Below are 20,308 nucleotides of genomic sequence, written 5' to 3' on the forward strand. Positions count from 1 at the left end.
AGGTATGGGGCGCGGCGACGGGACGGGGCGGATCGTCTCTGCCGACGATGCCGACGACACCGGGACACGCATCCTGCACGTCGACATGGACGCCTTCTACGCGTCCGTCGAGGTGCTCCACGACCCGTCGCTCGCGGGCAGGCCCCTGATCGTGGGCGGGATGGAGGGGCGCGGCGTCGTCTCGAGTGCGTCCTATGAAGCGCGCCGTTTCGGGGTGAGGTCCGCCATGTCGGTCGGCCGTGCACTGCAGCTGTGCCCGCAGGCGATCGTCGTCGTCCCGCGCTTCGAGCGCTATTCGGAGGTGTCGAAGAAGGTCATGGGGATCTTCCGCGACATCACCCCCCTCGTTGAGCCGCTGTCGATCGACGAGGCCTTCCTCGACGTCGGCGGCGCCCGCAGACTGTGGGGCAGCCCGGGCCGGATCGGCCGGATGGTGCGCGCTCGTGTGCTGGCGGAGACCGGCCTCACCTGCAGCGTCGGCGTCGCCGCCACCAAACACGTCGCCAAGATCGCCTCCACGGCGTCCAAGCCGGACGGCCTCCTCATCGTCAGCGAGGCGGAGACCCAGGCCTTCCTCGCGTCACGGCCCGTTGGGGCGCTCTGGGGCGTCGGGCCCAAAGCCGTCGAGGCCCTCGAATCCCGCGGCATCCGGATGGTCTCCGACGTCCTCCGCACGCCCCGCGGGGTGCTCGACCGGGCGCTCGGACCCGCGCTGGGCGCCCGGATCTCACAGCTCGCGCGCGGACATGATCCGCGTTCGGTGCAGACCGAGCACACCGAAAAGAGCATCGGACACGAAGAGACGTTCCTGGAAGACGTCGCCGACATGGCCACGTTGCGCAGCGAATTCCGACGTCTCGCCGATCGGGTTGCTGGCAGGCTCCGCGCAGGGGGGTGGGAGGCTCGCACCATCGCCGTCAAAGTGCGTCTGTCGGACTTCACGACCCTGTCCCGCTCGGTCAGCGTGCCGGAGCCCACGAATGTGGGGCAGCGCATCGGCGACGTCGCCATCGAGCTGTTCTCGAAGATCGAGCTGTCTCAGCCGGTCCGCTTGGTTGGGGTGCGGGCCGAGAAGCTCGTCGGCGGTGGCTTCGGTGGGATGGCGCTCTGGGACGACGACGAAGACTGGCGCCGCGTCGATGCCGCCCTCGACGACGCTCGTTCTCGTTTCGGCCGCGGCGCCGTGACGAGGGCGAGCACGCTCGGGCCTCGTCGTGACGTCAACGCGCTTCCCACCAACCCGCGACCACCGCGCAATCCGGACGCCGGAGATACCTGAGCGCGAAGCGGCTCCGACGGCTACCGTGGACACATGGCCACCCTCCCTCTCGAACTCGGCAAGCAATTCGCCTCCCTCGGCGCAGACACCGTCTACGGCGAGCAGCAGGACATCGACGGCATCCGTGTGATCCCCGTCGCACTCGCCTGGTCGGGCTTCGGCGCCGGCGAGGACACCTCCGGTGGTGCGGGCGGCGGAGGTGGGGGAGTGGTGATCCCGGTCGGTGCGTACATCCGCAAGGGCGATGACCTCCGGTTCGAGCCCAACCTGGTGTCGTTGCTCGCCGTCGGCATCCCCTTCATCTGGGTTGCGGGACGGGCGCTCAGCCGCATCATCCGTGCCCTCAAGCGCTGATCCCCTCGGCGCGGCGATCACCACGGCTGCCCAGCGACTCCACGCTGCGGCGGAGGAGCGGTCGCGTCGACCTCTGATCATCCTGATCGACGGCCGCTCCGGGGCGGGCAAGAGCACGCTCGCGAGCCGCCTGAAGGACCTCTGGTCACCCCCGACGACGGTCGCGTGCCTCGGGCTCGATGAGGTCTACCCCGGGTGGGATGGCCTCGCGGCGGCATCCGACGCCCTCGCCGGGATGCTCCGGGAGGCGCGCTTCGGACGCCCCCTGGTCTGGCGGGGATGGGACTGGACGAAGGGCGCATGGGGGCGCGAACGCCGTCGCGGTCCGGCGGACGTCCTCATCGTCGAGGGCGCGGGCGCCGTCACGGCGGACACGGCCGGCATCGCCGACCTGCGGGTGTGGGTGGACGCACCGGCGGCGGCGCGGCGCGAGCGAGCGCTGCGGCGGGACGGCGAGACCTTCCGACCCCACTGGGAACGGTGGGCGCTCCAGGAGGATCGTCACATCCTCACGCACTGGCCAGGCTCGCTCGCCGACCTCACGGTCGAACTGCCCTGACGCCTCAGGAACCCAGCGCCTGCACGAGACCGTCGAGCCGGTACCCGAGCCAGTCGTACACGCCGTAGCGGGGATCCCCGCCCTCGTGGTCGTCATCGTCGACGATCCCCAGGCGACTCGCGAGCACCAGTCGAAGCGCCGCCAGGGTCTTCAGCCAGGCCGATGTCGCCTCCGCGTCGAGGACCACCGTGAGCGACTCCTCCGCCTCCGCCCGGTCGAGATCGTCGATGAGCGGGACCGCACCCCGATGACGCAGGCTCGCACGCATGAGTGCGGCATCCGCTCGACGACGGGCGTGCAGGTCACCCTCGGTCAGGCGCCGAAACTCCGCCGAGGCCGCCTCATCGTCTCGGTACGCGGCGGGGGACAACCGATCGACGGCGGGATCGCCGACCGGCCCGGATGCGAGGAGCTCGTCGAACTGTCCGACCAGATCGGCGAGGTGTGCCGCCTCGAGCAGACTGAGCTCGAGGGTGATCCGCGGCCCGCTCATGTCCCCGCCTGCTGGACCGTGGCCCACAGCCCGTAGTCGTGCATCGCCTGAGTGTGGAGTTCCATCTGCTCGCGCCCGCCCTCGGCGACGATCGCGCGGCCGTCGTGGTGCACCGCGAGCATCAGCCGGTTGGCCTCCTCAGCGGAGTAGCCGAAGTACGTGCGGAACACGTGGACCACATACCCCATGAGGTTCACCGGATCGTTCCAGACCACGGTCTGCCACGGACCCGAGGAGGCGGCTCGGAGATCGACGTGCAGATCCTCCATCGGCATCGCGGTCGACATCACGCCCACCCGAGCTCGTGCAGGCGCGCGTCGTCGATGCCGTAGAAGTGGGCGATCTCGTGGACGAGGGTGGTGTGGATCTCGTCGCGCAGCTGGGGGAGGTCGTCGCAGGCGTCCAGATGGGGCTCGCGGTACACAATGATGCGGTCAGGCAGCTCGCCGAGGCCGTATCGGTCGCGCTCGGTGAGGGCGAGCCCGTCGTACAAGCCCAGCAGATCGAGGCTGCCGTCCTCAGGACGGTCCTCCACCACGAACACGACGTTGTCGAGTCCGGCGAGCATCTCGGCGGGGAGCGCATCGATCTCGGCGGACACGAGGCCCTCGAATGCCTCGGCATCCAACTCGACCATGACCACGCCCTCCCGAGGGGAGTGAATGGGGTGAGTAACGGGACTTGAACCCGCGACCCCCTGGACCACAACCAGGTGCTCTACCAACTGAGCTATACCCACCATGTGCCCGTTTCCGGGCAACCCCACAAGTGTATTACACCCCGGCAGCGAACGACGACACCGCGGCCGCAGCGGCCGTTCGCGCATCGTCGCTGGACGGTCCGGGTGCCGGGACGAAGACCGTGTCGCGGTAGTACGCGAGCTCGCGCACACTCTCGCGGATGTCGGCGAGGGCGCGGTGACCGCCGTCCTTCGCGGGCGCGTTGAAGTATGCCCGCGGATACCAGCGCCGGGCGAGCTCCTTCACGCTGGAGACGTCGACGTTGCGGTAGTGGAGCCACCGATCGACGCGCGGCATGTAGCGAGCCAGGAACATCCGATCGGTGCCGATCGTGTTGCCCGCCAGGGGAGCCTTGCCCTCGGGCACGAACCGCTGGATGTACTCGAGCACCTGGAACTCCGCGTCGGCGAGGCTCACACCTCCCGGGATCTCGGTCAGCAGACCCGAGGACTCGTGCATCTTCGTGACGAAGTCGTTCATGTTCTCGAGAGCCGAGGCATCGGGCTTGATCACGATCTGGAATCCCGGATCGAGCACGTTCAGCTCGAAGTCGGTGATCACGACGGCGACCTCGACGAGTTCGTCGACGCTCAGGTCGAGCCCCGTCATCTCGCAGTCGATCCAGACGAGTCGGTCGTTCTCCGCTGCCACGGTGGGCTCCTCCCGATGCGGCCACGACCGGTGTCGGTGACCGAGAGTCCCTCCAGGAGGATTCGAACCCCCGACCTGGCGGGTAGAAACCGCTCGCTCTGTCCACTGAGCTATGGAGGGAAGGACTCCGCCCAGATTACCGCTCCTGCCGCTGCGTCGAGTCAGGACGCCACGAGCGTCCCCGGTGCGCGGCGCGTCTCCCAGCGCGCCGACAGGTCCATCGCGAGGTGCACCGCCGGTCCGATGAGCGCCGCGAACAGGACTGTGCCGAGCCCGACCGTCCCTCCGAGCAGCCACCCGGTCAGGAGCACGGTGCCCTCCACGATGAAGCGGCAGAGCCAGATCGGCCATCCCAGCCGCGCGTGGAGTCCCGTCATGAGACCGTCACGGGGACCGGGTCCGAACCGTGTGCCGATGTAGACGGCGGATGCCACGGCGATCGCGGCGATGCCGAGCAGGAACACGAGCACGCCCCAGACGAAGCCCTCGACCGGCGGGATGATCTCCAATGCGCCCTGCATGACCGTGCCGACCACGAGGATGTTGGCGATCGTGCCGAACCCCGGGCGCTGGCGCAGGGGGATCCAGAGGAGGAGGACGACGGCGCCCAGGATCACCACGATCCACCCGATCCCGATTCCTGTCTGGAGGGAGAGACCTTCCGCCAGGACGGTCCACGGATCGAGGCCGACTCCGGCCTGCACCAGGAGGGCGCAGCCCACCCCGTACACGATGAGGCCGAGGAAGAGTCGGATCAGGCGCAACAGCATGCATCCATTTGACCGTACGATTGGACCCATCACAGCAGTCCAATCTTCGATCGGTGGCCTCATGGATTCGCGCATCGGTGCCCGCGCCCTCTCCGCTGCGCTGGGCGGCTGGCGGACCAGGATGCCGACCTACGAGGCCCTGGCCGACGGAATCCGCCTGCTGTGCCTGGACAACCGACTCGCCGCCTACACCGCGCTCCCCGCCGAGCGCGAGCTCGCGCAGATCCTGGAGGTCAGCCGCACGACGGTCGCCGCCGCATACCGGAGCCTCCGACGCAGCGGTCACATCGAGAGCGCGCGCGGCTCGGGCAGCGTGACCCTGCCCCAGGCGCGACGCGCCTCGGGGCGGGTGCTCTCGGGTGCCGACGGCATCGACCTCCAGCAGGCCAGCCCCGCAGCGTGGCCCGGGCTCGCGGGGGTGATCGCCGACGCCGCCGCCGATGCCGCCTCCCTGGTGGGACGGCCCGGCTACGACATCGTCGGGAGCACCGCGCTGCGTGCGGCGATCGCCGATCGCTATACGGCCCGCGGCATCCCCACCACCGTCGAGCAGATCCTCGTCACCAACGGCGGTCAGCATGCGATCCACCTCGTCACCGCGGGACTGCTCAGCCGCGGCGACATCGCCCTCATGGAGACGCCGACCTATCCCCACGCAGCGGAGGCCGTGCGTGCCACCGGCGCGCGGCTCACGGGCCTGCCCGTCAGCACCGACAGCGGTTGGGACCTCGATCGCGCCGAGCAGGCATTCCGCCGCGCGCGCCCGACCATCGGCTACCTGATGCCGTGGTTCCAGAATCCGACCGGTCGGTCGATGGACGCGCGGGACATCGCGACGATCCGCGCGGCCGCCGCGCGAGCGGGGACGACGCTCGTGCTGGACGAGACGACCGCGGAGCTCGCCATCGACCCCTCGGGCGTCCCGGAGGGAGACTTCGGCATCGGAGCCGTCCGGATCGGGTCGCTCGGGAAGTCCGTGTGGGGCGGACTCCGCATCGGATGGGTCCGCGCGGATGCGGCGCTCGTGCGCCGGCTGGTCGGGCTCCGCCCGCACCGCGATCTCGGCACGCCCGAGCTCGAGCAGGCCATCGCTGCGCGTCTGCTGCGGATGATGCCCGAGATCCTGCCCCAGCGTGCCGCGCTGCTGCGGACCGGACGTGACACCGTCGTCGCGGAGCTGCGCACGCGCCTTCCCGAGTGGCACGTGCCCGACGTCGCGGGGGGAGTCTCGCTCTGGGTCGGGCTCGACGCACCGCTCAGCGGCGCACTCGTGATGGCGGCGCGTGATCGGGGCGTGCACCTCTCCGCGGGCCCGCGCTTCGCCCTCGACGGCGGCCACGACGGTCATCTCCGCATTCCCTTCACGGCGCCTCCGCGGCAGCTCCGCGACGCGGTCGACGTCCTCGCCCAGGTGTGGCCTTCGGTGCGCGCAGGCGCCCCCGCTGAGGCGACCGACGTGATGGCCGCGATCGTCTGAGCGCCCGCGACGGTCGCATCACCGCGAGTGATGGAGCGCGGCCACGGCGTCTTCGAGCCGACAGAAGTCCCCGAGGGGCAGGAACGCGCCCCGGGTGGGGTGGAAACGCCGCGCCTCGACCCGATCGCCTCGCATCGCCACATGGCCGATCACGCGACCCTGGGCGTCGACGACGCGCCAGAGGTCGAGTCCGACGGCGCGCAGCTCGTATCCTCGGAAGCGGACCGGCAGGGCCGGAGCCGGCGATCGGATCATTCGTTTCACCTCCATGCTCCGAACGCTAGGCGGACCCTCCGACATCGCCCGCGAGGGAACACCCGCCGACCGCCGGGCGTTGTGCTGAACGACGAAACGACACACAAGGAGAACCTCGAAATGACGACGTACGTTCTTGCCGGCGGATGCTTCTGGTGCCTGGATGCCGCCTATCGCGCTCTGGAAGGAGTCAGCGAGGTGGAGTCGGGCTACGTGGGAGGCACGGCCGTCGCCCCGACCTACGAGCAGGTATGCACCGGGACGACCGGACACGCCGAGGCCGTGAGAGTCACCTTCGATCCCGACGTGATCCCCGCCGACGTCATCCTCGACGCGTTCTTCACGATGCACGATCCGCGCCAGCTGAACCGCCAGGGCAACGACGTGGGAACCCAGTACCGCTCCGCGATGTTCCCGGCCGACGACGAGCAGCGCGCGGAGTTCGCGCGGGCCCTCGAACGCGCGTCCGAGTTCTGGGACGGCGGGATCGTCACGACGACCGAGCCCCTGACCACCTTCTATCCGGCCGAGGAGTATCACCAGGACTTCTTCGCGAAGAACCCCGGACAGGGCTACTGCCTGGCCGTGGCCGTGCCGAAGGTCAACAAGGTGCGCGCCCGCTTCGCGGAGTACGTCAAGGCCTGACGCCTCCTCCACACCCCTGATGTCCTCGTCCCGGTTCCCCGGGGCGAGGACATCGTCGTCTCCGCCAGCCGCACCTGTCCCAGCATGAGTGTGCTCCGGCGTCCGCCGGGCACGCGGACGCCGGAGCATCCGGTTTCGAGAGAGGAACACCATGAAGGACCACATCACGATCGTCGGCAACGTCGGCGCGGAACCTGAGCTGCGGCGCCTGGCCGACGGCACGACGATCGCGGCACTGCGGGTCGCGACCCAGGACCGGCACCTCGACACGAAGTCCGGAGAGTGGGTCGACGGAGCGACGAGCTGGTACGACGTCTCCGCGTTCCGCGGCCTCGGCGAGAACGTGCTCGCGTCGATCCGTCGAGGCCAGCGCGTGATCGTCTCGGGCGCGCTCACCATCCGACGGTGGGAGAACGGCGATCGCAGCGGAACCTCGGCCGAGATCGTCGCCGCCGCCATCGGGCCCGAGCTCAAGTTCGGCACCACGGTCTTCACCGGCCGGCCGACCGTCAAAACGCCGGCACCGACCTCACCGGAGACCCCGGCCGAGCCTGTGGACGCCACCGTCGCCTCATCGTCCGGCTGGGCGCCGGCGCCGGGGGAGGGGCCGTTCTGATCTCAGCGGACTCGCTGCCCGCACCCCCTAGACTGTGCCCGTGCGCCGACACCAACACGAGACCCCGTCCCGTCTGCTCGTCGTCGCTTCGGCTGTCCTCCTCGCGGCATCCGTGACCGCCTGCACACCGGGGGGTGCGGGCCCGTCGGCGAGCTCATCGCCGACGGCGACCGTCACGGCCGCACCCACGGCGCCGTCCCCGACCGCAACGCCCACTCCGGCGCCCGAGATCCCCGGAGGGGACGCGTCGGCCAACCTCGAGCGCTTCACCGACGTCGTCGAGGGTGTGTGGGATGCAGGCCGATCGGTCGCCGGTCGTGACTACATCGATGCGCTGGTCGATGCGGGTTTCGCAAAGGACGCCATGGAGGTCACGTTCGACCGAACTTCGGTGGACGATCCTGCAGACAGCATCCAGTTCTCCGTGCACATCGGGACGGAATGTCTCGTCGGTCAGGTCGGCCCGTCGGTGAGGGGTCCGATCACCCGTGTGCTCCCGGAGCTTCCGGCGGAGAACTGCCTGGTCGGAGAGACGCGCACCATCGACTGGTGATGGCTCCGCCGGGGCGGCGTCCCGCGGTCCCGCGCACCCGCCGACTGCGCCGGCACCTCGTGGATTGCTAGGCTGGGATCAGACTTCCCGCTCGTTCCGAGGTTCCTCCCGCAGGCTTCCTGACGACGAGCCGCCGCCTCAGTGCGGTCCCTCTGACTCGAAGGTGGTGCCCTCGTGGCCGAATACATCTATTCCATGGTCCGCGCCCGGAAGGCCGTCGGCGAGAAGCTCATCCTCGACGACGTGACCATGGCGTTCCTGCCCGGCGCGAAGATCGGCATGGTCGGCCCGAATGGCGCCGGTAAGTCGACGATCCTCAAGATCATGGCCGGGCTCGACACACCCTCCAACGGTGAGGCCAAGCTCTCGCCCGGATTCTCCGTCGGCATCCTCATGCAGGAGCCCGAGCTCGACGAGACGAAGACCGTCCTGGAGAACATCCAGGACGGCGTGGCGATCAAGCCCAAGCTCGACCGATTCAACGAGATCTCCGCGCTCATGGCCGACCCGGATGCCGATTTCGACGCTCTGCTGGCCGAGATGGGGACGCTGCAGGAGGAGATCGACGCGGCCGACGGCTGGGACCTGGACTCCCAGCTCGCTCAGGCCATGGACGCCCTGCGCACACCGCCCGCCGACGCCGCGATCGCTCCGCTCTCCGGTGGTGAGAAGCGCCGTGTCGCCCTCGCGAAGCTCCTGCTGCAGAAGCCCGATCTGCTCCTGCTCGACGAGCCCACCAACCACCTCGACGCCGAGAGCGTGCTCTGGCTCGAGCAGCACCTCCAGGCATACAAGGGCGCCGTCATCGCGATCACGCACGACCGGTACTTCCTGGACAACGTGGCCGAGTGGATCGCCGAGGTCGACCGCGGCCGCCTCATCGGATACGAGGGCAACTACTCGACCTACCTCGAGAAGAAGGGCGAGCGACTCGACGTCCAGGGCAAGAAGGACGCGAAGCTCGCCAAACGACTCAAGGAAGAGCTCGAGTGGGTGCGCTCGAGCGCCAAGGGACGCCAGACCAAATCGAAGGCGCGACTCGCGCGCTACGAGGAGATGGCCGCCGAGGCCGAGCGGACCCGGAAGCTCGACTTCGAGGAGATCACCATCCCGCCGGGGCCGCGCCTCGGGAACGTCGTCATCGAGGCGAAGAAGCTGCAGAAGGGCTTCGACGGTCGCTCGCTGATCGACGGGCTCAGCTTCAGCCTCCCGCCGAACGGCATCGTCGGCGTGATCGGCCCCAACGGCGTCGGCAAGACGACGCTGTTCAAGACGATCGTCGGCCTCGAGCCGCTCGACGGCGGTGACCTCAAGATCGGTGAGACGGTGAAGATCAGCTACGTCGATCAGTCGCGCTCCAACATCGACCCCAGCAAGACGCTCTGGGAGGTCGTCTCCGACGGCCTCGACATCATCACTGTCGGGAAGACCGAGATCCCTTCGCGGGCGTATGTCTCGAAGTTCGGCTTCAAGGGGCCGGACCAGCAGAAGAAAGCCGGCGTGCTCTCCGGTGGCGAGCGGAACCGTCTGAACCTCGCGCTGACGCTGAAGGAGGGCGGCAACCTGCTCCTCCTCGACGAGCCGACCAACGACCTCGACGTCGAGACGCTGAGCTCGCTCGAGAACGCCCTGCTCGAGTTCCCCGGCTGTGCCGTGGTCATCACTCACGACCGGTGGTTCCTCGACCGCATCGCGACGCACATCCTCGCCTACGAGGGCACGGCGGAGAACCCTGACCGGTGGTACTGGTTCGAGGGCAACTTCGAGGCGTACGAGGCCAACAAGATCGAGCGCCTCGGTGCCGATGCGGCCAACCCGGCGAAGTCGACGTACCGCAAGCTGACGCGTGACTGACGCCCGCATCCGCGTCCCCATCCATCTGCGGTGGGGCGATCTCGACGCGTACAACCATGTCAACAACGCGTCCATGCTGAAGCTCCTCGAAGAGGCGCGGGTGCGAGCCTTCTGGCTCCCGGGCGCAACGGAGCGTGCCGTCCCGACGGCCGTCATCGACGCCAGTCATGGCGCGGCGCAGCTGACGCTGATCGCTCGGCAGGAGATCGAATACCTCGCGCCGGTGCCGTACCAGCGCGATCCGATCGACATCCAGATGTGGTTCGGCAAGATCGGCGGATCGAGTGCCGAGGTGAACTACGAGGTGTTCTCGCCGGTGGGCACCGACCCCGTCGTGCTGTACGCGCGGGCCTCCACCGTGATCGTCCAGGTGGATGCCGCGACGGGAAGACCCGTCCGGCTGTCGCCGGAGACGCGGGCTGCGTGGGAGCCGTATCTCGGTGACCCGCTCCCGGCGCTCGGGCGCCGCTGACGCGCGTCCGGCGCGACGAGGAGTCAGCTCGCGGGGACCCGGACCATGATCTCCTGGGCCACGCTCGCGACCAGCGAGCCGTCCTGCGCGAAGATCCGTCCCGTCGCGAGCCCTCGGCCGCCTCGGGCGCTCGGCGATTCCTGGACGTAGAGCAGCCACTCGTCGACCCGGGCCGGGCGATGCCACCACATCGCGTGATCGAGGCTCGCCACTTTCAGCCCCGGCGTTCCCCAGGCGACGCCATGCGCCCGCAGGACCGACTCCTGGATGGTCAGGTCGCTCATGTAGGCGAGCGCCGCGCGGTGCAGGCGCGGGTCGTCGGGGACGGCGCCGCGCGTGCGCATCCAGACCGCCTGGTGCGCCGTATGCGCGCCCACGACCGACTCGTAGATGGGGGAATCGACGTGTCTGATCTCGACGGGGCTGCGGTCGAAATGGCGTTTGGACATCGGGTGGAGCCCTTCGATGTCCATCTCGCTCGGGATCTCGTCGGGACCGGGGACCGCCGGCATGGTGTGGGCGTGCTCGAGTCCATCGGCGTGCGTCTCGAACGAGGCGATCATTGAAAAGATCGGGACGCCGTCCTGGAAGGCCTGCGTGCGCCGGGTGGAGAAGGAGCGCCCGTCGTGGATCCGGTCGACGGAGAAGGTCATCCCGCGAGCGGAGTCGCCGGGCCGGAGGAAGTAGCCGTGCATCGAGTGCGCCGCGCGTCCCTCCTCGACGGTGCGCTCGGCGGCGACGACGGCCTGCGCGAGAACCTGGCCGCCGAAGACCCGCCCGAGGGGCATCACCTGCGAGACGCCGGTGAAGATGTCCTCCGTCGTGCGAGCGTCGCTCGAGGACAGGTCGAGGACGGCGAGAAGCCCGTCGACGAGGCTCGGTCCACTCACCGTCACGCTCCGCTCCGAGCGGCCACGCACACGCTCGCTTGGTAGTTTAGGTCGGATGTCCCACGAGCTCGTCTTCCCCGATCCGCGCGCGGCGGCTGACCTCTTGACCTTCGCCGGTCGAGCGGCGCGACTGTCCGATCCGGCCGTCCGACTGCGGGCGGCATCCGGGGTCATGGCCGTCTCGACGGCACCGCTGTCTCCCCGTGGGTTCGGGGAGGAGACGCCGACGGTCCTCGCCATGCGCTTCGTCCACACCGATCCCGAGCTCGAGTGCGACCTCGTCGTGGATGCCGGGGCCCTGCGCGCCGGGGAAGAGGGCCGGGTGGCCCTTCCGGACAGCGGGATCTCGGCCGCCTGGGCGGGCATCTCGCCGCCGCGGTCGGGCTGGCTGCGCGTGGGAGAGCTCGCCACCGGGGCGATGCGGGAGGTCGCCCGCCGTGGCGTCGACGAGGTGGCGCGGATGCTGCCCGCCAATCCCGGGGATGACGTCGTCCGGAGTGTCCGGTCCGCGGTGTGGGGGCGGACGGATGCTACGCTCCTCGCCACCCCCGCAGGCGCAGCGTTCGCCGCCGATGCGATGGGGTTCCTCGGCGGCGAGGAAGCGGTCGGCGTCCACCGGACCGGCACCTGGACGCGACTGTCCATGCAGCGGGGGCATGTCCTGGTGCGAGCCGGCAACCCCACCGGGCTCACGGCGGTGCGGACGACGGGCGGTCGCTGACCTCAGGAGGGCTCGGGGTGCACCGTGAGATCGGTTGCCCCGCCGGGACGGGTCGGCCCGATCCCTGTCGGCTCGAAGGTGTTGACCATGGCGTGCGCGGCGCGCTGGAGGTAGTCCCACAGCGTCGACTCGTGCAGGGGGGAGAGCTCCAGCTCATCGACGGCCGCGCGCATGTGCGCGAGCCAGCGATCGCGGGCATCGGGATTCACGTGGAAGGGCATGTGCCGCATGCGCAGGCGGGGATGCCCCCGTGTCTCGCTGTACGTCGTCGGTCCCCCCCAGTACTGCTCCAGGAACAGCAGCAATCGCTCGGCCGCAGGTCCCAGGTCCTCCTCGGGGTACATCGGCGCGAGGACGTCGTCTGAGGCGACGCCGCGGTAGAACGCGTCGACGAGGCGGCGGAAGGTGGGCCGGCCACCGACCTGTTCGTAGAAGGATGCCGGGTCGGTCACGGGCGGGTTCCCCCCTCGTCGGTGTCGGAGGGCGCGTCGCGCCCGGTGCGCCGCGGGCGCCATTTGGGTCGCGCGGACGGCGCCGGAGCGGCCGGTGTCACCGGCTGTGGCTTCGTCTTGGGCGGATTCGCTCCGCGGATGCTCTGGGCGGCGTCGAAGCCGGTCAGCACGGTCGCTCCCAGCTGCGGCACGGTCAGGCCGAGGCCCAGCACGGCCTCGCGGAGGCGGACCCGTAGCGCCCGCGCCACGTCGTCCTTCGCATTCGGGCGCGTCTTCACGACCAGCCGCACGATCAGCGCCTCGCCGGACACGGACTCGAGCCCCCAGATCTCGGGCTTGTCGATGATACGCGTGCGCCACTTGGGTTCGCGGACGAGATCCTTCGCGGCGCCGAGCATCGCTTCCTCGACCAGATCGAGATCGGCGTCGACGGGGACGCCGAGGTCGATGATCACGCGCGACCATCCCTGCGACATGTTGCCGATCCGGGTGATCTCGCCGTTGCGCACGAACCAGAGCGTGCCGTTCACGTCGCGGACATGGGTGACCCGGACACTGACGTACTCGACGATGCCGGTCGCCAGGCCCAGGTCGACGACGTCGCCGATGCCGATCTGGTCCTCGGCGACGATGAAGATCCCGTTCAGCACGTCCTTGACGATGTTCTGCGCACCGAAGCCCAGGCCGGCGCCGATGGCCGCGGAAAGGAGGGTGAAGGAGGCGAGGACGTTCTCGTTCAGGATGAAGACGATGAGGAGGACGGCGACGATCGCGATCGTCACGTTCACGATGTTCGTGAGGATCGAGCCCAGGGTCCGCGTGCGCTGCACGATGCGCACCTGCGCGAGCGGCGACATGTCGATCGCGCGGGTGTCCTCCGCGTCGGCGCGGCTCTTCGCCCCGCGGACGATTCGGTCCACGACACGGCCGATGAGGCGTCGCATGATCCACGACAGCAGCAGTGCGGCGAAGACCGTGACGGCGACCCAAAGGATGTTCCAGCCCGCTTCCACGAGGAAGACCAGGAAGCCGTCGCGGATCGAGTTCCAGTCGACGGCGGGCGAGGTGGTGGCGGGCGCGATCATCGCCTCGATCCTACCGAGTGGCCCCCTGCGCGGCCTGAGTGGCGGACTGCGTCAAATTCGCGCGCCAGGGTCAGGCCGAAGGCTCCGCCAACCCATGCGCGATGAGCACGGCGTGGACCCGATCGCGGGCGGGGAGCTTGGCGAGGATGCGCCCGACGTGCGTCTTCACGGTCGATTCCCCGAGGTAGAGCTCATCGGCGATCTCGGAGTTCGTGAGGCCCCGCGCCATCGAGTCCAGCACATCCCGCTCCCGGGCGGTCAGGACGTCGTGCGCGCGTGCCGCCGTCTCCGGCGAGGCGGCAGGGTCCGCACCGCCTGACGCCGTGACGAGTTCGATCATCCGTCGGACGATGCGAGGGGCGAGAGTCGCCTCGCCCGCCGCGACCGCTCGCACCGCGGCGACGAGCTCTTCTCGTCCGGCATCCTTCAGGAGGAAGCCACCTGCTCCGGCGCGGAGCGCACCGAACGCGTACTCGTCGAGATCGAAGGTCGTGAGGACGAGGACCCGCACTTCCGGATGATCCCGCGCGATCCTCGCGGTCGCCGCGATTCCGTCGACCCCCGGCATCCGCACGTCCATCAGCACGACATCAGGACGCAGGCGCTCCGTCGCAGCGATGGCTTCGGCACCGTCGCCGGCTTCACCGACGACCTCGATGCCGTCCGCGGCGTCGAGCACCATGCGGAAGCCGAGCCTGATGAGCGACTGGTCGTCGGCGATCAGCACCCGGACCGGAGCGGGGGGAGGGGGCATGCTCACGCGCTGTACTCCTGTCGGGGAAGGTGGGCGGCGACGGACCAGCCGTGCGGCTGGCGTGGCCCCGCGGTGACCGTTCCGCCCGCGAGGCCGACGCGCTCGCGCAGCCCTCGCAGCCCGAAGCCGGCCGATTCCCCGTCGGCGGCCGCCGGCAGGCCGTCGTCCGTCACACTGACCGCGACTCCGCTCGCGTCGTACGAGATCGCGACGTCGATGCGGGTCGCCGCTGACGCGTGCCGCAGAACGTTGGTGACTCCCTCCTGCACGATCCGTGACACCGCGAGTCGCGTGCGGGAATCGAGATCGCCGGGGTCGCCCGAGACGACGAGTCGCGTGTCGAATCCGGCGGCGCGTGCGGACGAGACCGTGTCCGCCGTCGTGTCGCGGGCGAGGGGGGCGAGCGGGGCCGTGTCGGAGTCGCGCAGGATGCCGAGGGTCGCCCGCATGTCTCGCAGCGCCTCCCTTCCCGTCGCCGCGATGGCCTCGACGCCGGGACGCGACCGCTCCGCGTCGCCGGCCGCGGCGACACCCTCGGCGAGGGCGACCATCACTGTCAGCGAATGCGCGACGACGTCGTGGATCTCGCGCGCGATGCGCTCGCGCTCGGCGGAGGCGGCGAGCTGGGCCTGCTGGTCGCGTTCGACGACGAGACGCTCGGAGTGATCGATGAGCGCGGCGACGTATCGCGCCCGCGAACCGACGTTCGCGCCGATGAGACCGCCGATCACCGCATTCACCCCCTCATTGACGAGCGCACCCCAAAGGAGGGTGGTCGAGATCACCCCCGCGGAGGACAGGATCACACCGGTGCCGGCGAGCACCGCCATCCCGATCCCGACGCCGATCAAGGCGGCACGAGAACTGACGTACACGGCGACCGTGTACGTGGCGACGAGCAGGAGAGGACCGCTGAGCGGTGCGGGCGCGAAGAGATACGCGAGGGCGACGACGTAGGACGTCGCGAGAACGAGGAGAGGATGTCGGCGTCGCACGAGCAGAGCCAGGCATCCGAGGGCGACGACGACTCCGAGGGTGGGCAGCACTCCCCGCCCGTCGCCGGATCGGGGTCCGATGTCGTCCGGCAGCACCGAGACCGCGATGAACGGCACCGACGAGATGATCAGGCACACGGCCGCGATGAGGATATCGGCGAAGCGCGGATGCCGCGCCCAGTATCGCCGCAGGAGGCCGGGCGGACGCGGAAGCCGCAGCTCCCCCTCAGCGGAGGAGCTGCGGCTTCGGTTCGTCACGCCAAGACCTTACGCGTCACGCGCGCGCAGGACGGTCCAGCCGCCGAGAAGGGCGGCCACGGGCCAGGCGAGGAGGACGATGACGTTCCGGAGCGTGTCGGCGCTCGGGTCTGTCGTCAGGCCGGCGGCCGCCGACGAGGGCAGGTAGTCGTACAGATCGATCAGCCACTGCCAGGACTCGCCGCCGATCGCGAACAGGCTCATGACGATCGGCAGCACGAAAAGGATGCCGACGGTCGCCGCGATCGCGCCCGCCCCGTTCCGGATCAGGAAGCCCCACCCCAGCCCTAGGAGCGCGAAGGTCGCCATGGCGATGATCGTGAAGGCGAGCGGGATCCAGGTGAGTTCCGCGTCGTCCCACGCGAAGCCGTCCCCGCCGTACAGGGGTGTCACCACGAGGATCGAGAGGAGCGAGGTGACCACGGTCACCGCCATCAGGGTGACGGCGACCACGAGCGCCTTCGCGAGGAGGACGGCGCCGCGGCGCGGCTCCGCGGTGAGGCTCGATCGAATCATGCCGGTCGAGTACTCGCCCGTGATCGCCATCGCGCCGAGGATGCCGGCGACGAGCATGGTGAACTGCAGCGGAGCGGTGACCGCGCTCATCGGGTTCACGGGCACCTGCCCACGGAACTCCTCGGGCACGCTGTTGGTCAGCACCGCGACGAGGAAGGAGATGCCCACGGCCAGGAGGACCGTGACACCCAGGGACCACCATGTCGAGCGCAGCGAGAACAGCTTGATCGCCTCGCTCCGGACAACCCGGATGAAGTTCACGCGATAGGGCGCCGAGGGCGCACTGGAGCGCGCCGCGGCGCGGGTGTCGATCGTGGTGGTCATGATGCTGCCCCCTGGGTGCGGTACTCGACGGAGCCTTCGGTGAGCGCGAGGTAGGCGTCCTCGAGGGAGCCGCTGCGCGGTGTCAGTTCGTGGAGCGCGATGCCGTGCTGCGCGGCGAGGTCGCCGACGGCGGCGGCCGTGATCCCCGTGATGTCGAGGACACCCGATTCGGACGACGTGACGGTGACGTCGGCGCCGGCGACCAGTTGCGCGAGGTCGGCCGCGCGCGGCGACCGTACGGTGACGGCGCTTCGGGTCCAGGCGTTCACGAGATCGCTGATGCTCGCATCGGCGAGGACGCGCCCTCGCCCGAGAACGATCACGTGATCTGCGGTGAGGGACATCTCACTCATCAGATGGCTGGACAGGAGCACCGTCCTCCCGGATGCGGCCTGCGCGCGCACGAACTGACGCACCCACCGCACGCCCTCGGGATCGAGACCGTTCACCGGCTCATCCAGGATCAGGGTCTGCGGGTCGCCGAGGAGTGCCGCCGCGATGCCGAGGCGCTGCCCCATACCGAGCGAGAACTTCCCGGCGCGGCGCTTCGCGACGCTCTGGAGTCCGGTGACCTCGATGACCTCGTCCACCCGCGAACGCGGCATGCCGTGCGTCGTTGCCATGGCGAGCAGGTGATTGCGGGCGCTGCGGCCGGTGTGCACAGCCTTCGCGTCGAGGAGGATCCCCACCTCCGTCAGCGGCGAGCGCAGCGACCGGTAGTCGCGTCCGTCGAGGGTGACCCGTCCCGAGGTGGGACGGTCGAGCCCCACGATCATCCGCATGGTGGTGGACTTGCCGGCGCCATTGGGCCCCAGGAATCCCGTCACCGCGCCGGATCGGACGGTGAAGCTCACGTCATCGACGGCGGTCTTGTCTCCGTACCTCTTGGTGAGGCCTTCTGCAACGATCATGCCTTCACGCTACGGATGCCGGGGACACGGCGCGTCCCCCCTCAGTGGGATCATCGTCCCCTCACGACGACGGGCATCCCCCCGCAGGAGGATGCCCGTCGAAGGCAAGGGTCGGACTACTGCGCGTCGCGCTCCTGCACCGACAGCGCGCGTTCGACGCCGGCGAGGTTCTCCGCGACGAGTCGCCGCAGCGCCGCCGGGGCGTCGGTGTGCTCAGCCAGCCACGACCGCGTCGCGTCGCGCAGCGTTGTGTCAGCCAGCGAGGCGGGGTAGAGGCCCACGATCAGGTACTGGGCGATCTGGTAGGTACGCGATTCCCACACCGGCAGGAGCATGTCGAAGTAGTCGGTGACGAAGCCCGCGAGTGCCTCCACGCCGGCGGGGTGGACGAAGCCCAGCGCGGCGGACCGGACGACCGTGTTGGGGAGGTCCGTGTTCTCGACCAGCGCCGACCATGCCACTCGCTTCGACGCGGCATCCGGCAGCGCGGCCCGAGCCTGCGCGGCGAACTCGCCGCCCTTCGCGGTGTTGTCCTCGGCGAGGGCCGCGTCGATCTCCGCAGCGTCCACGGCTCCGCCGGCCGCGAGGGACACCAGCAGCGCCCACGACAGGTCCGCGTCCACCTCGAGGCCCGCCAGCGCGGTCTCGCCGGAGCGGACCGCAGCCACCCGTCGCCACTGGTCGGGGGTAGACGCCGCCGACGCGAAAGCCGTGACGAACTGCAGCTGGCTGTCGCTTCCGGCATCCGCGTCCTGCGCCAGTTGCCAGAGGCCCTCGGCGACCCGCTCCCGTGCCGCCTCACGCGTCTCGGGGGCGACGTAGGAGTTCGCGGCCAGCTGGAGCTGGGCGAGCGTGGTCCGCACCGTGGTGGACTCGGTCTCGCCGGCGATGTTGCGCAGGACGAGGTCGATGTAGTCGGTGGCCGACGCCTCCGCGTCGCGGGTCTGATCCCACGCCGCGCCCCACACGAGCGATCGGGCGAGCGGGTCGCTGATCTTCCCGAGGTGGGCGATCGCCGTCTGCAGCGACCGCTCGTCGAGACGGATCTTGGCGTACGCGAGGTCGTTGTCGTTGAGCAGGACGAGGTCGGGCTGCGACAGCCCCTTCAGCTCGGCGACCTCGGTGAGGTCCCCGTCGACGTCCAGCTCGCTGTAGTGCGTGCGCACGAGCGCGCCGTCCTGGAGCGAGTAGAAGCCCACGCCGAGGCGGTGCGGACGGATCGTCGGGTAGTCGGCGGGGGCCGTCTGCACGATGGCGAAGCGCGTGATCACGCCGTCGCCGTCGACGCGGATCTCGGGAGCCAGCGTGTTCACGCCCGCGGTCTCGAGCCACTTCTTCGACCACGTCGTCAGCTCGCGGCCACTGGTCGCCTCCAGCTCGACGAGGAGATCGCTCAGCTCGGTGTTGCCCCAGGCGTTCTTGTGGAAGTACGCCGAGACCCCGGCGAAGAACGCCTCGATCCCCACCCACGCGGCGAGCTGCTTCAGGACGGAGCCGCCCTTGGCGTAGGTGATGCCGTCGAAGTTCACCTGCACGTCCTCGAGATCGTTGATCTCGGCGAAGACGGGGTGCGTCGAAGGAAGCTGGTCCTGGCGGTACGCCCAGGTCTTCTCCATGGCGTTGAACGTCGTCCACGCCTCGGTCCACTCCGTCGCCTCGGCCGTCGCGATCGTGGAGGCCCACTCGGCGAAGGACTCGTTGAGCCACAGGTCGTTCCACCACTTCATGGTGACGAGGTCGCCGAACCACATGTGTGCGAGCTCGTGGAGGATCGTGACGACTCGGCGTTCCTTGACGGCGTCGGTCACCTTCGAGCGGAAGACGTACGTCTCGGTGAACGTCACCGCACCCGCGTTCTCCATGGCGCCCGCGTTGAACTCGGGGACGAACAGCTGGTCGTACTTCGCGAACGGGTACGGCACGCCGAACTTGTCCTCGAAGTAGGCGAAGCCCTGCCGCGTCTTCTCGAACACGTAGTCGGCGTCGAGGTGCTGCCACAGGCTCTTGCGGGCGTAGACGCCGAGCGGGATGACGCGGCCGTCGGCGCTCGTCAGCTCGGAGAACGTCTGCTCGTAGGGGCCCGCGACGAGCGCGGTGATGTACGAGGAGATCCGCGGGGTCGGCTCGAACGACCACGTCGCCGAGTCCTCGCCGGCGGGTTCGGGCTCGGGCGTGGGGGAGTTGGACACGACCTTCCATGCGGCCGGGGCGGTGACCGTGAAACGGAACGTGGCCTTGAGGTCGGGCTGCTCGAAGACCGCGAAGACACGGCGGGAGTCGGGAACCTCGAACTGCGAGTAGAGATAGACCTCGCCATCGACGGGGTCGACGAAGCGGTGGAGCCCCTCGCCGGTGTTGGTGTATTCGCAGTCGGCGAGCACGGTGAGCTCGTTCTCGGCCGCGAGGCCCTCCAGTGCGATGCGCGAGTCGGAGAAGACGGTGGCGGGGTCGAGCGTGCGGCCGTTCAGCGTGATCTCGCGCACGTCGCGCGCGATCAGGTCGATGAAGGTCGAGGCGCCGTCGGTCGCGGTGAAGCGGACCGTGCTGCGCGAGGTGAACACCTCGTCGCCGGCGGTCAGATCGAGCGCGATCTCGTAGGACTGCGTGTCGACGACAGCTCGGCGCTCCTGCGCCTCGATGCGGGTGAGATTCTCTCCAGGCACGTGCGTGTCTCCCAGGGGTGA

The 20,308-nt window shown here is 69.6% G+C and carries 24 protein-coding genes and 2 tRNA genes; 10 read left to right on the forward strand and 16 right to left on the reverse strand.

Going from position 1 to position 20,308, the window contains the following annotated elements:
• Positions 1-4: 4 nt before the first annotated feature.
• Genes dinB through BKA24_RS09655 form a run of 3 tightly spaced genes read left to right on the forward strand, consistent with a single transcriptional unit; the run spans position 5 to position 2,192 of the window.
• Positions 5-1,279: a DNA polymerase IV gene (gene dinB, locus BKA24_RS09645; RefSeq protein WP_184217513.1), complete on the forward strand. Its 1,275-nt coding sequence runs from the start codon at positions 5-7 to the stop codon at positions 1,277-1,279.
• Between the two features lie 33 nt (positions 1,280-1,312).
• Positions 1,313-1,633: a hypothetical protein gene (locus BKA24_RS09650; protein WP_184217515.1), complete on the forward strand. Its 321-nt coding sequence runs from the start codon at positions 1,313-1,315 to the stop codon at positions 1,631-1,633.
• On the forward strand, positions 1,617-2,192 hold the full coding sequence (locus BKA24_RS09655) for a nucleoside/nucleotide kinase family protein (RefSeq protein ID WP_184217517.1): 576 nt from the start codon (positions 1,617-1,619) through the stop codon (positions 2,190-2,192). Before BKA24_RS09650 ends, BKA24_RS09655 begins: the two co-directional genes overlap by 17 nt.
• A gap of 4 nt (positions 2,193-2,196) precedes the next feature.
• Here BKA24_RS09655 and BKA24_RS09660 read toward each other — a convergent pair whose 3' ends face one another.
• The 7 genes from BKA24_RS09660 to yczE form a co-directional block, all read right to left on the reverse strand.
• A complete protein-coding gene (locus BKA24_RS09660) occupies positions 2,197-2,685 on the reverse strand; it encodes a DUF2017 family protein (protein ID WP_184217519.1) in 489 nt (162 codons plus the stop codon).
• Entirely contained in the window at positions 2,682-2,972 is a 291-nt protein-coding gene (clpS, locus tag BKA24_RS09665) for an ATP-dependent Clp protease adapter ClpS (protein ID WP_184217521.1), read from the reverse strand. Before clpS ends, BKA24_RS09660 begins: the two co-directional genes overlap by 4 nt.
• On the reverse strand, positions 2,972-3,322 hold the full coding sequence (locus tag BKA24_RS09670) for a metallopeptidase family protein (RefSeq protein ID WP_184217523.1): 351 nt from the start codon (positions 3,320-3,322) through the stop codon (positions 2,972-2,974). Before BKA24_RS09670 ends, clpS begins: the two co-directional genes overlap by 1 nt.
• A 26-nt stretch (positions 3,323-3,348) precedes the next feature.
• Positions 3,349-3,424: transfer RNA gene (locus tag BKA24_RS09675), tRNA-His, on the reverse strand.
• A 34-nt stretch (positions 3,425-3,458) separates the two neighbouring features.
• Positions 3,459-4,076 carry an oligoribonuclease gene (gene orn / locus BKA24_RS09680; RefSeq protein ID WP_184217525.1) on the reverse strand — a complete coding sequence of 206 codons (618 nt, stop codon included), beginning with the start codon at positions 4,074-4,076 and terminating at the stop codon, positions 3,459-3,461.
• 47 nt (positions 4,077-4,123) lie between these two features.
• A tRNA-Arg gene (locus tag BKA24_RS09685) sits at positions 4,124-4,196 on the reverse strand.
• 41 nt (positions 4,197-4,237) lie between these two features.
• Positions 4,238-4,846 carry a membrane protein YczE gene (gene yczE / locus BKA24_RS09690; protein ID WP_184217527.1) on the reverse strand — a complete coding sequence of 203 codons (609 nt, stop codon included), beginning with the start codon at positions 4,844-4,846 and terminating at the stop codon, positions 4,238-4,240.
• A gap of 61 nt (positions 4,847-4,907) precedes the next feature.
• On the opposite strand from yczE, the gene yczR reads away from it, so the two are divergent.
• The gene (yczR, locus tag BKA24_RS09695) at positions 4,908-6,323 is read left to right on the forward strand and encodes a MocR-like transcription factor YczR (protein WP_184217529.1); all 1,416 of its coding nucleotides are present in this window, start codon (positions 4,908-4,910) and stop codon (positions 6,321-6,323) included.
• A gap of 18 nt (positions 6,324-6,341) precedes the next feature.
• Here the strand turns inward: yczR and BKA24_RS09700 are convergent, their stop codons facing one another.
• Positions 6,342-6,578, reverse strand: coding sequence for a hypothetical protein (locus BKA24_RS09700; protein WP_184217530.1), 237 nt, complete (start codon positions 6,576-6,578; stop codon positions 6,342-6,344).
• A gap of 120 nt (positions 6,579-6,698) precedes the next feature.
• Between BKA24_RS09700 and msrA the strand changes: the two genes are divergently transcribed.
• The 5 genes from msrA (at position 6,699) to BKA24_RS09725 (ending at position 10,718) form a co-directional block, all read left to right on the forward strand.
• Positions 6,699-7,223: a peptide-methionine (S)-S-oxide reductase MsrA gene (gene msrA / locus BKA24_RS09705; protein WP_184217532.1), complete on the forward strand. Its 525-nt coding sequence runs from the start codon at positions 6,699-6,701 to the stop codon at positions 7,221-7,223.
• Between the two features lie 151 nt (positions 7,224-7,374).
• Positions 7,375-7,839: a single-stranded DNA-binding protein gene (locus BKA24_RS09710; protein WP_184217534.1), complete on the forward strand. Its 465-nt coding sequence runs from the start codon at positions 7,375-7,377 to the stop codon at positions 7,837-7,839.
• 40 nt (positions 7,840-7,879) lie between these two features.
• Entirely contained in the window at positions 7,880-8,392 is a 513-nt protein-coding gene (locus BKA24_RS15635; RefSeq protein ID WP_343066057.1) for a DUF6993 domain-containing protein, read from the forward strand.
• A gap of 174 nt (positions 8,393-8,566) precedes the next feature.
• Complete coding sequence (ettA, locus tag BKA24_RS09720) at positions 8,567-10,246, forward strand: energy-dependent translational throttle protein EttA (RefSeq protein ID WP_184217536.1); 1,680 nt, start codon at positions 8,567-8,569, stop codon at positions 10,244-10,246.
• Complete coding sequence (locus tag BKA24_RS09725; protein WP_184217538.1) at positions 10,239-10,718, forward strand: thioesterase family protein; 480 nt, start codon at positions 10,239-10,241, stop codon at positions 10,716-10,718. The genes ettA and BKA24_RS09725 overlap by 8 nt, the downstream gene beginning before the upstream one ends.
• A 23-nt stretch (positions 10,719-10,741) precedes the next feature.
• Here the strand turns inward: BKA24_RS09725 and BKA24_RS09730 are convergent, their stop codons facing one another.
• Positions 10,742-11,608 (reverse strand): acyl-CoA thioesterase domain-containing protein, encoded by an 867-nt coding sequence (locus BKA24_RS09730; protein ID WP_184217540.1) that lies wholly within the window; start codon positions 11,606-11,608, stop codon positions 10,742-10,744.
• A gap of 55 nt (positions 11,609-11,663) precedes the next feature.
• On the opposite strand from BKA24_RS09730, the gene BKA24_RS09735 reads away from it, so the two are divergent.
• A complete protein-coding gene (locus BKA24_RS09735) occupies positions 11,664-12,329 on the forward strand; it encodes a DUF8185 domain-containing protein (RefSeq protein ID WP_184217541.1) in 666 nt (221 codons plus the stop codon).
• A gap of 2 nt (positions 12,330-12,331) precedes the next feature.
• Here the strand turns inward: BKA24_RS09735 and BKA24_RS09740 are convergent, their stop codons facing one another.
• From BKA24_RS09740 to pepN, 7 genes are all read right to left on the reverse strand, one after another.
• Positions 12,332-12,781, reverse strand: coding sequence for a globin (locus BKA24_RS09740; RefSeq protein WP_343066059.1), 450 nt, complete (start codon positions 12,779-12,781; stop codon positions 12,332-12,334).
• Positions 12,778-13,866, reverse strand: coding sequence for a mechanosensitive ion channel family protein (locus tag BKA24_RS09745; protein WP_184217545.1), 1,089 nt, complete (start codon positions 13,864-13,866; stop codon positions 12,778-12,780). Before BKA24_RS09745 ends, BKA24_RS09740 begins: the two co-directional genes overlap by 4 nt.
• 70 nt (positions 13,867-13,936) lie before the next feature.
• A complete protein-coding gene (locus BKA24_RS09750) occupies positions 13,937-14,620 on the reverse strand; it encodes a response regulator transcription factor (protein ID WP_184217547.1) in 684 nt (227 codons plus the stop codon).
• 2 nt (positions 14,621-14,622) lie between these two features.
• The gene (locus BKA24_RS09755; RefSeq protein ID WP_343066060.1) at positions 14,623-15,873 is read right to left on the reverse strand and encodes a sensor histidine kinase; all 1,251 of its coding nucleotides are present in this window, start codon (positions 15,871-15,873) and stop codon (positions 14,623-14,625) included.
• A 9-nt stretch (positions 15,874-15,882) separates the two neighbouring features.
• Complete coding sequence (locus tag BKA24_RS09760) at positions 15,883-16,713, reverse strand: ABC transporter permease subunit (RefSeq protein ID WP_184217549.1); 831 nt, start codon at positions 16,711-16,713, stop codon at positions 15,883-15,885.
• Entirely contained in the window at positions 16,710-17,624 is a 915-nt protein-coding gene (locus BKA24_RS09765; RefSeq protein WP_184217551.1) for an ABC transporter ATP-binding protein, read from the reverse strand. The genes BKA24_RS09760 and BKA24_RS09765 overlap by 4 nt, the downstream gene beginning before the upstream one ends.
• Before the next feature lie 116 nt (positions 17,625-17,740).
• Positions 17,741-20,287, reverse strand: a complete 2,547-nt coding sequence (pepN, locus tag BKA24_RS09770; RefSeq protein WP_184217553.1) for an aminopeptidase N — start codon at positions 20,285-20,287, stop codon at positions 17,741-17,743.
• Between the last annotated feature and the right edge of the window lie 21 nt (positions 20,288-20,308).

The sequence above is a fragment of the Microbacterium marinum genome (assembly GCF_014204835.1).
Taxonomy (GTDB): domain Bacteria; phylum Actinomycetota; class Actinomycetes; order Actinomycetales; family Microbacteriaceae; genus Microbacterium; species Microbacterium marinum.

What these genes read in the sequence shown, in the direction of transcription:
- BKA24_RS09710 (WP_184217534.1), top strand. Translation starts at nt 7,375, where the DNA reads ATGAAGGACCACATCACGATCGTCGGCAACGTCGGCGCGGAACCTGAG.
- msrA (WP_184217532.1), top strand. Translation starts at nt 6,699, where the DNA reads ATGACGACGTACGTTCTTGCCGGCGGATGCTTCTGGTGCCTGGATGCC.
- BKA24_RS09765 (WP_184217551.1), bottom strand. Translation starts at nt 17,624, where the DNA reads ATGATCGTTGCAGAAGGCCTCACCAAGAGGTACGGAGACAAGACCGCC.
- clpS (WP_184217521.1), bottom strand. Translation starts at nt 2,972, where the DNA reads ATGTCGACCGCGATGCCGATGGAGGATCTGCACGTCGATCTCCGAGCC.
- BKA24_RS09670 (WP_184217523.1), bottom strand. Translation starts at nt 3,322, where the DNA reads ATGGTCGAGTTGGATGCCGAGGCATTCGAGGGCCTCGTGTCCGCCGAG.
- BKA24_RS09735 (WP_184217541.1), top strand. Translation starts at nt 11,664, where the DNA reads ATGTCCCACGAGCTCGTCTTCCCCGATCCGCGCGCGGCGGCTGACCTC.
- BKA24_RS09745 (WP_184217545.1), bottom strand. Translation starts at nt 13,866, where the DNA reads ATGATCGCGCCCGCCACCACCTCGCCCGCCGTCGACTGGAACTCGATC.
- BKA24_RS09700 (WP_184217530.1), bottom strand. Translation starts at nt 6,578, where the DNA reads ATGATCCGATCGCCGGCTCCGGCCCTGCCGGTCCGCTTCCGAGGATAC.
- BKA24_RS09650 (WP_184217515.1), top strand. Translation starts at nt 1,313, where the DNA reads ATGGCCACCCTCCCTCTCGAACTCGGCAAGCAATTCGCCTCCCTCGGC.
- BKA24_RS09750 (WP_184217547.1), bottom strand. Translation starts at nt 14,620, where the DNA reads ATGCCCCCTCCCCCCGCTCCGGTCCGGGTGCTGATCGCCGACGACCAG.
- yczE (WP_184217527.1), bottom strand. Translation starts at nt 4,846, where the DNA reads ATGCTGTTGCGCCTGATCCGACTCTTCCTCGGCCTCATCGTGTACGGG.
- BKA24_RS09760 (WP_184217549.1), bottom strand. Translation starts at nt 16,713, where the DNA reads ATGACCACCACGATCGACACCCGCGCCGCGGCGCGCTCCAGTGCGCCC.
- BKA24_RS09660 (WP_184217519.1), bottom strand. Translation starts at nt 2,685, where the DNA reads ATGAGCGGGCCGCGGATCACCCTCGAGCTCAGTCTGCTCGAGGCGGCA.
- dinB (WP_184217513.1), top strand. Translation starts at nt 5, where the DNA reads ATGGGGCGCGGCGACGGGACGGGGCGGATCGTCTCTGCCGACGATGCC.
- yczR (WP_184217529.1), top strand. Translation starts at nt 4,908, where the DNA reads ATGGATTCGCGCATCGGTGCCCGCGCCCTCTCCGCTGCGCTGGGCGGC.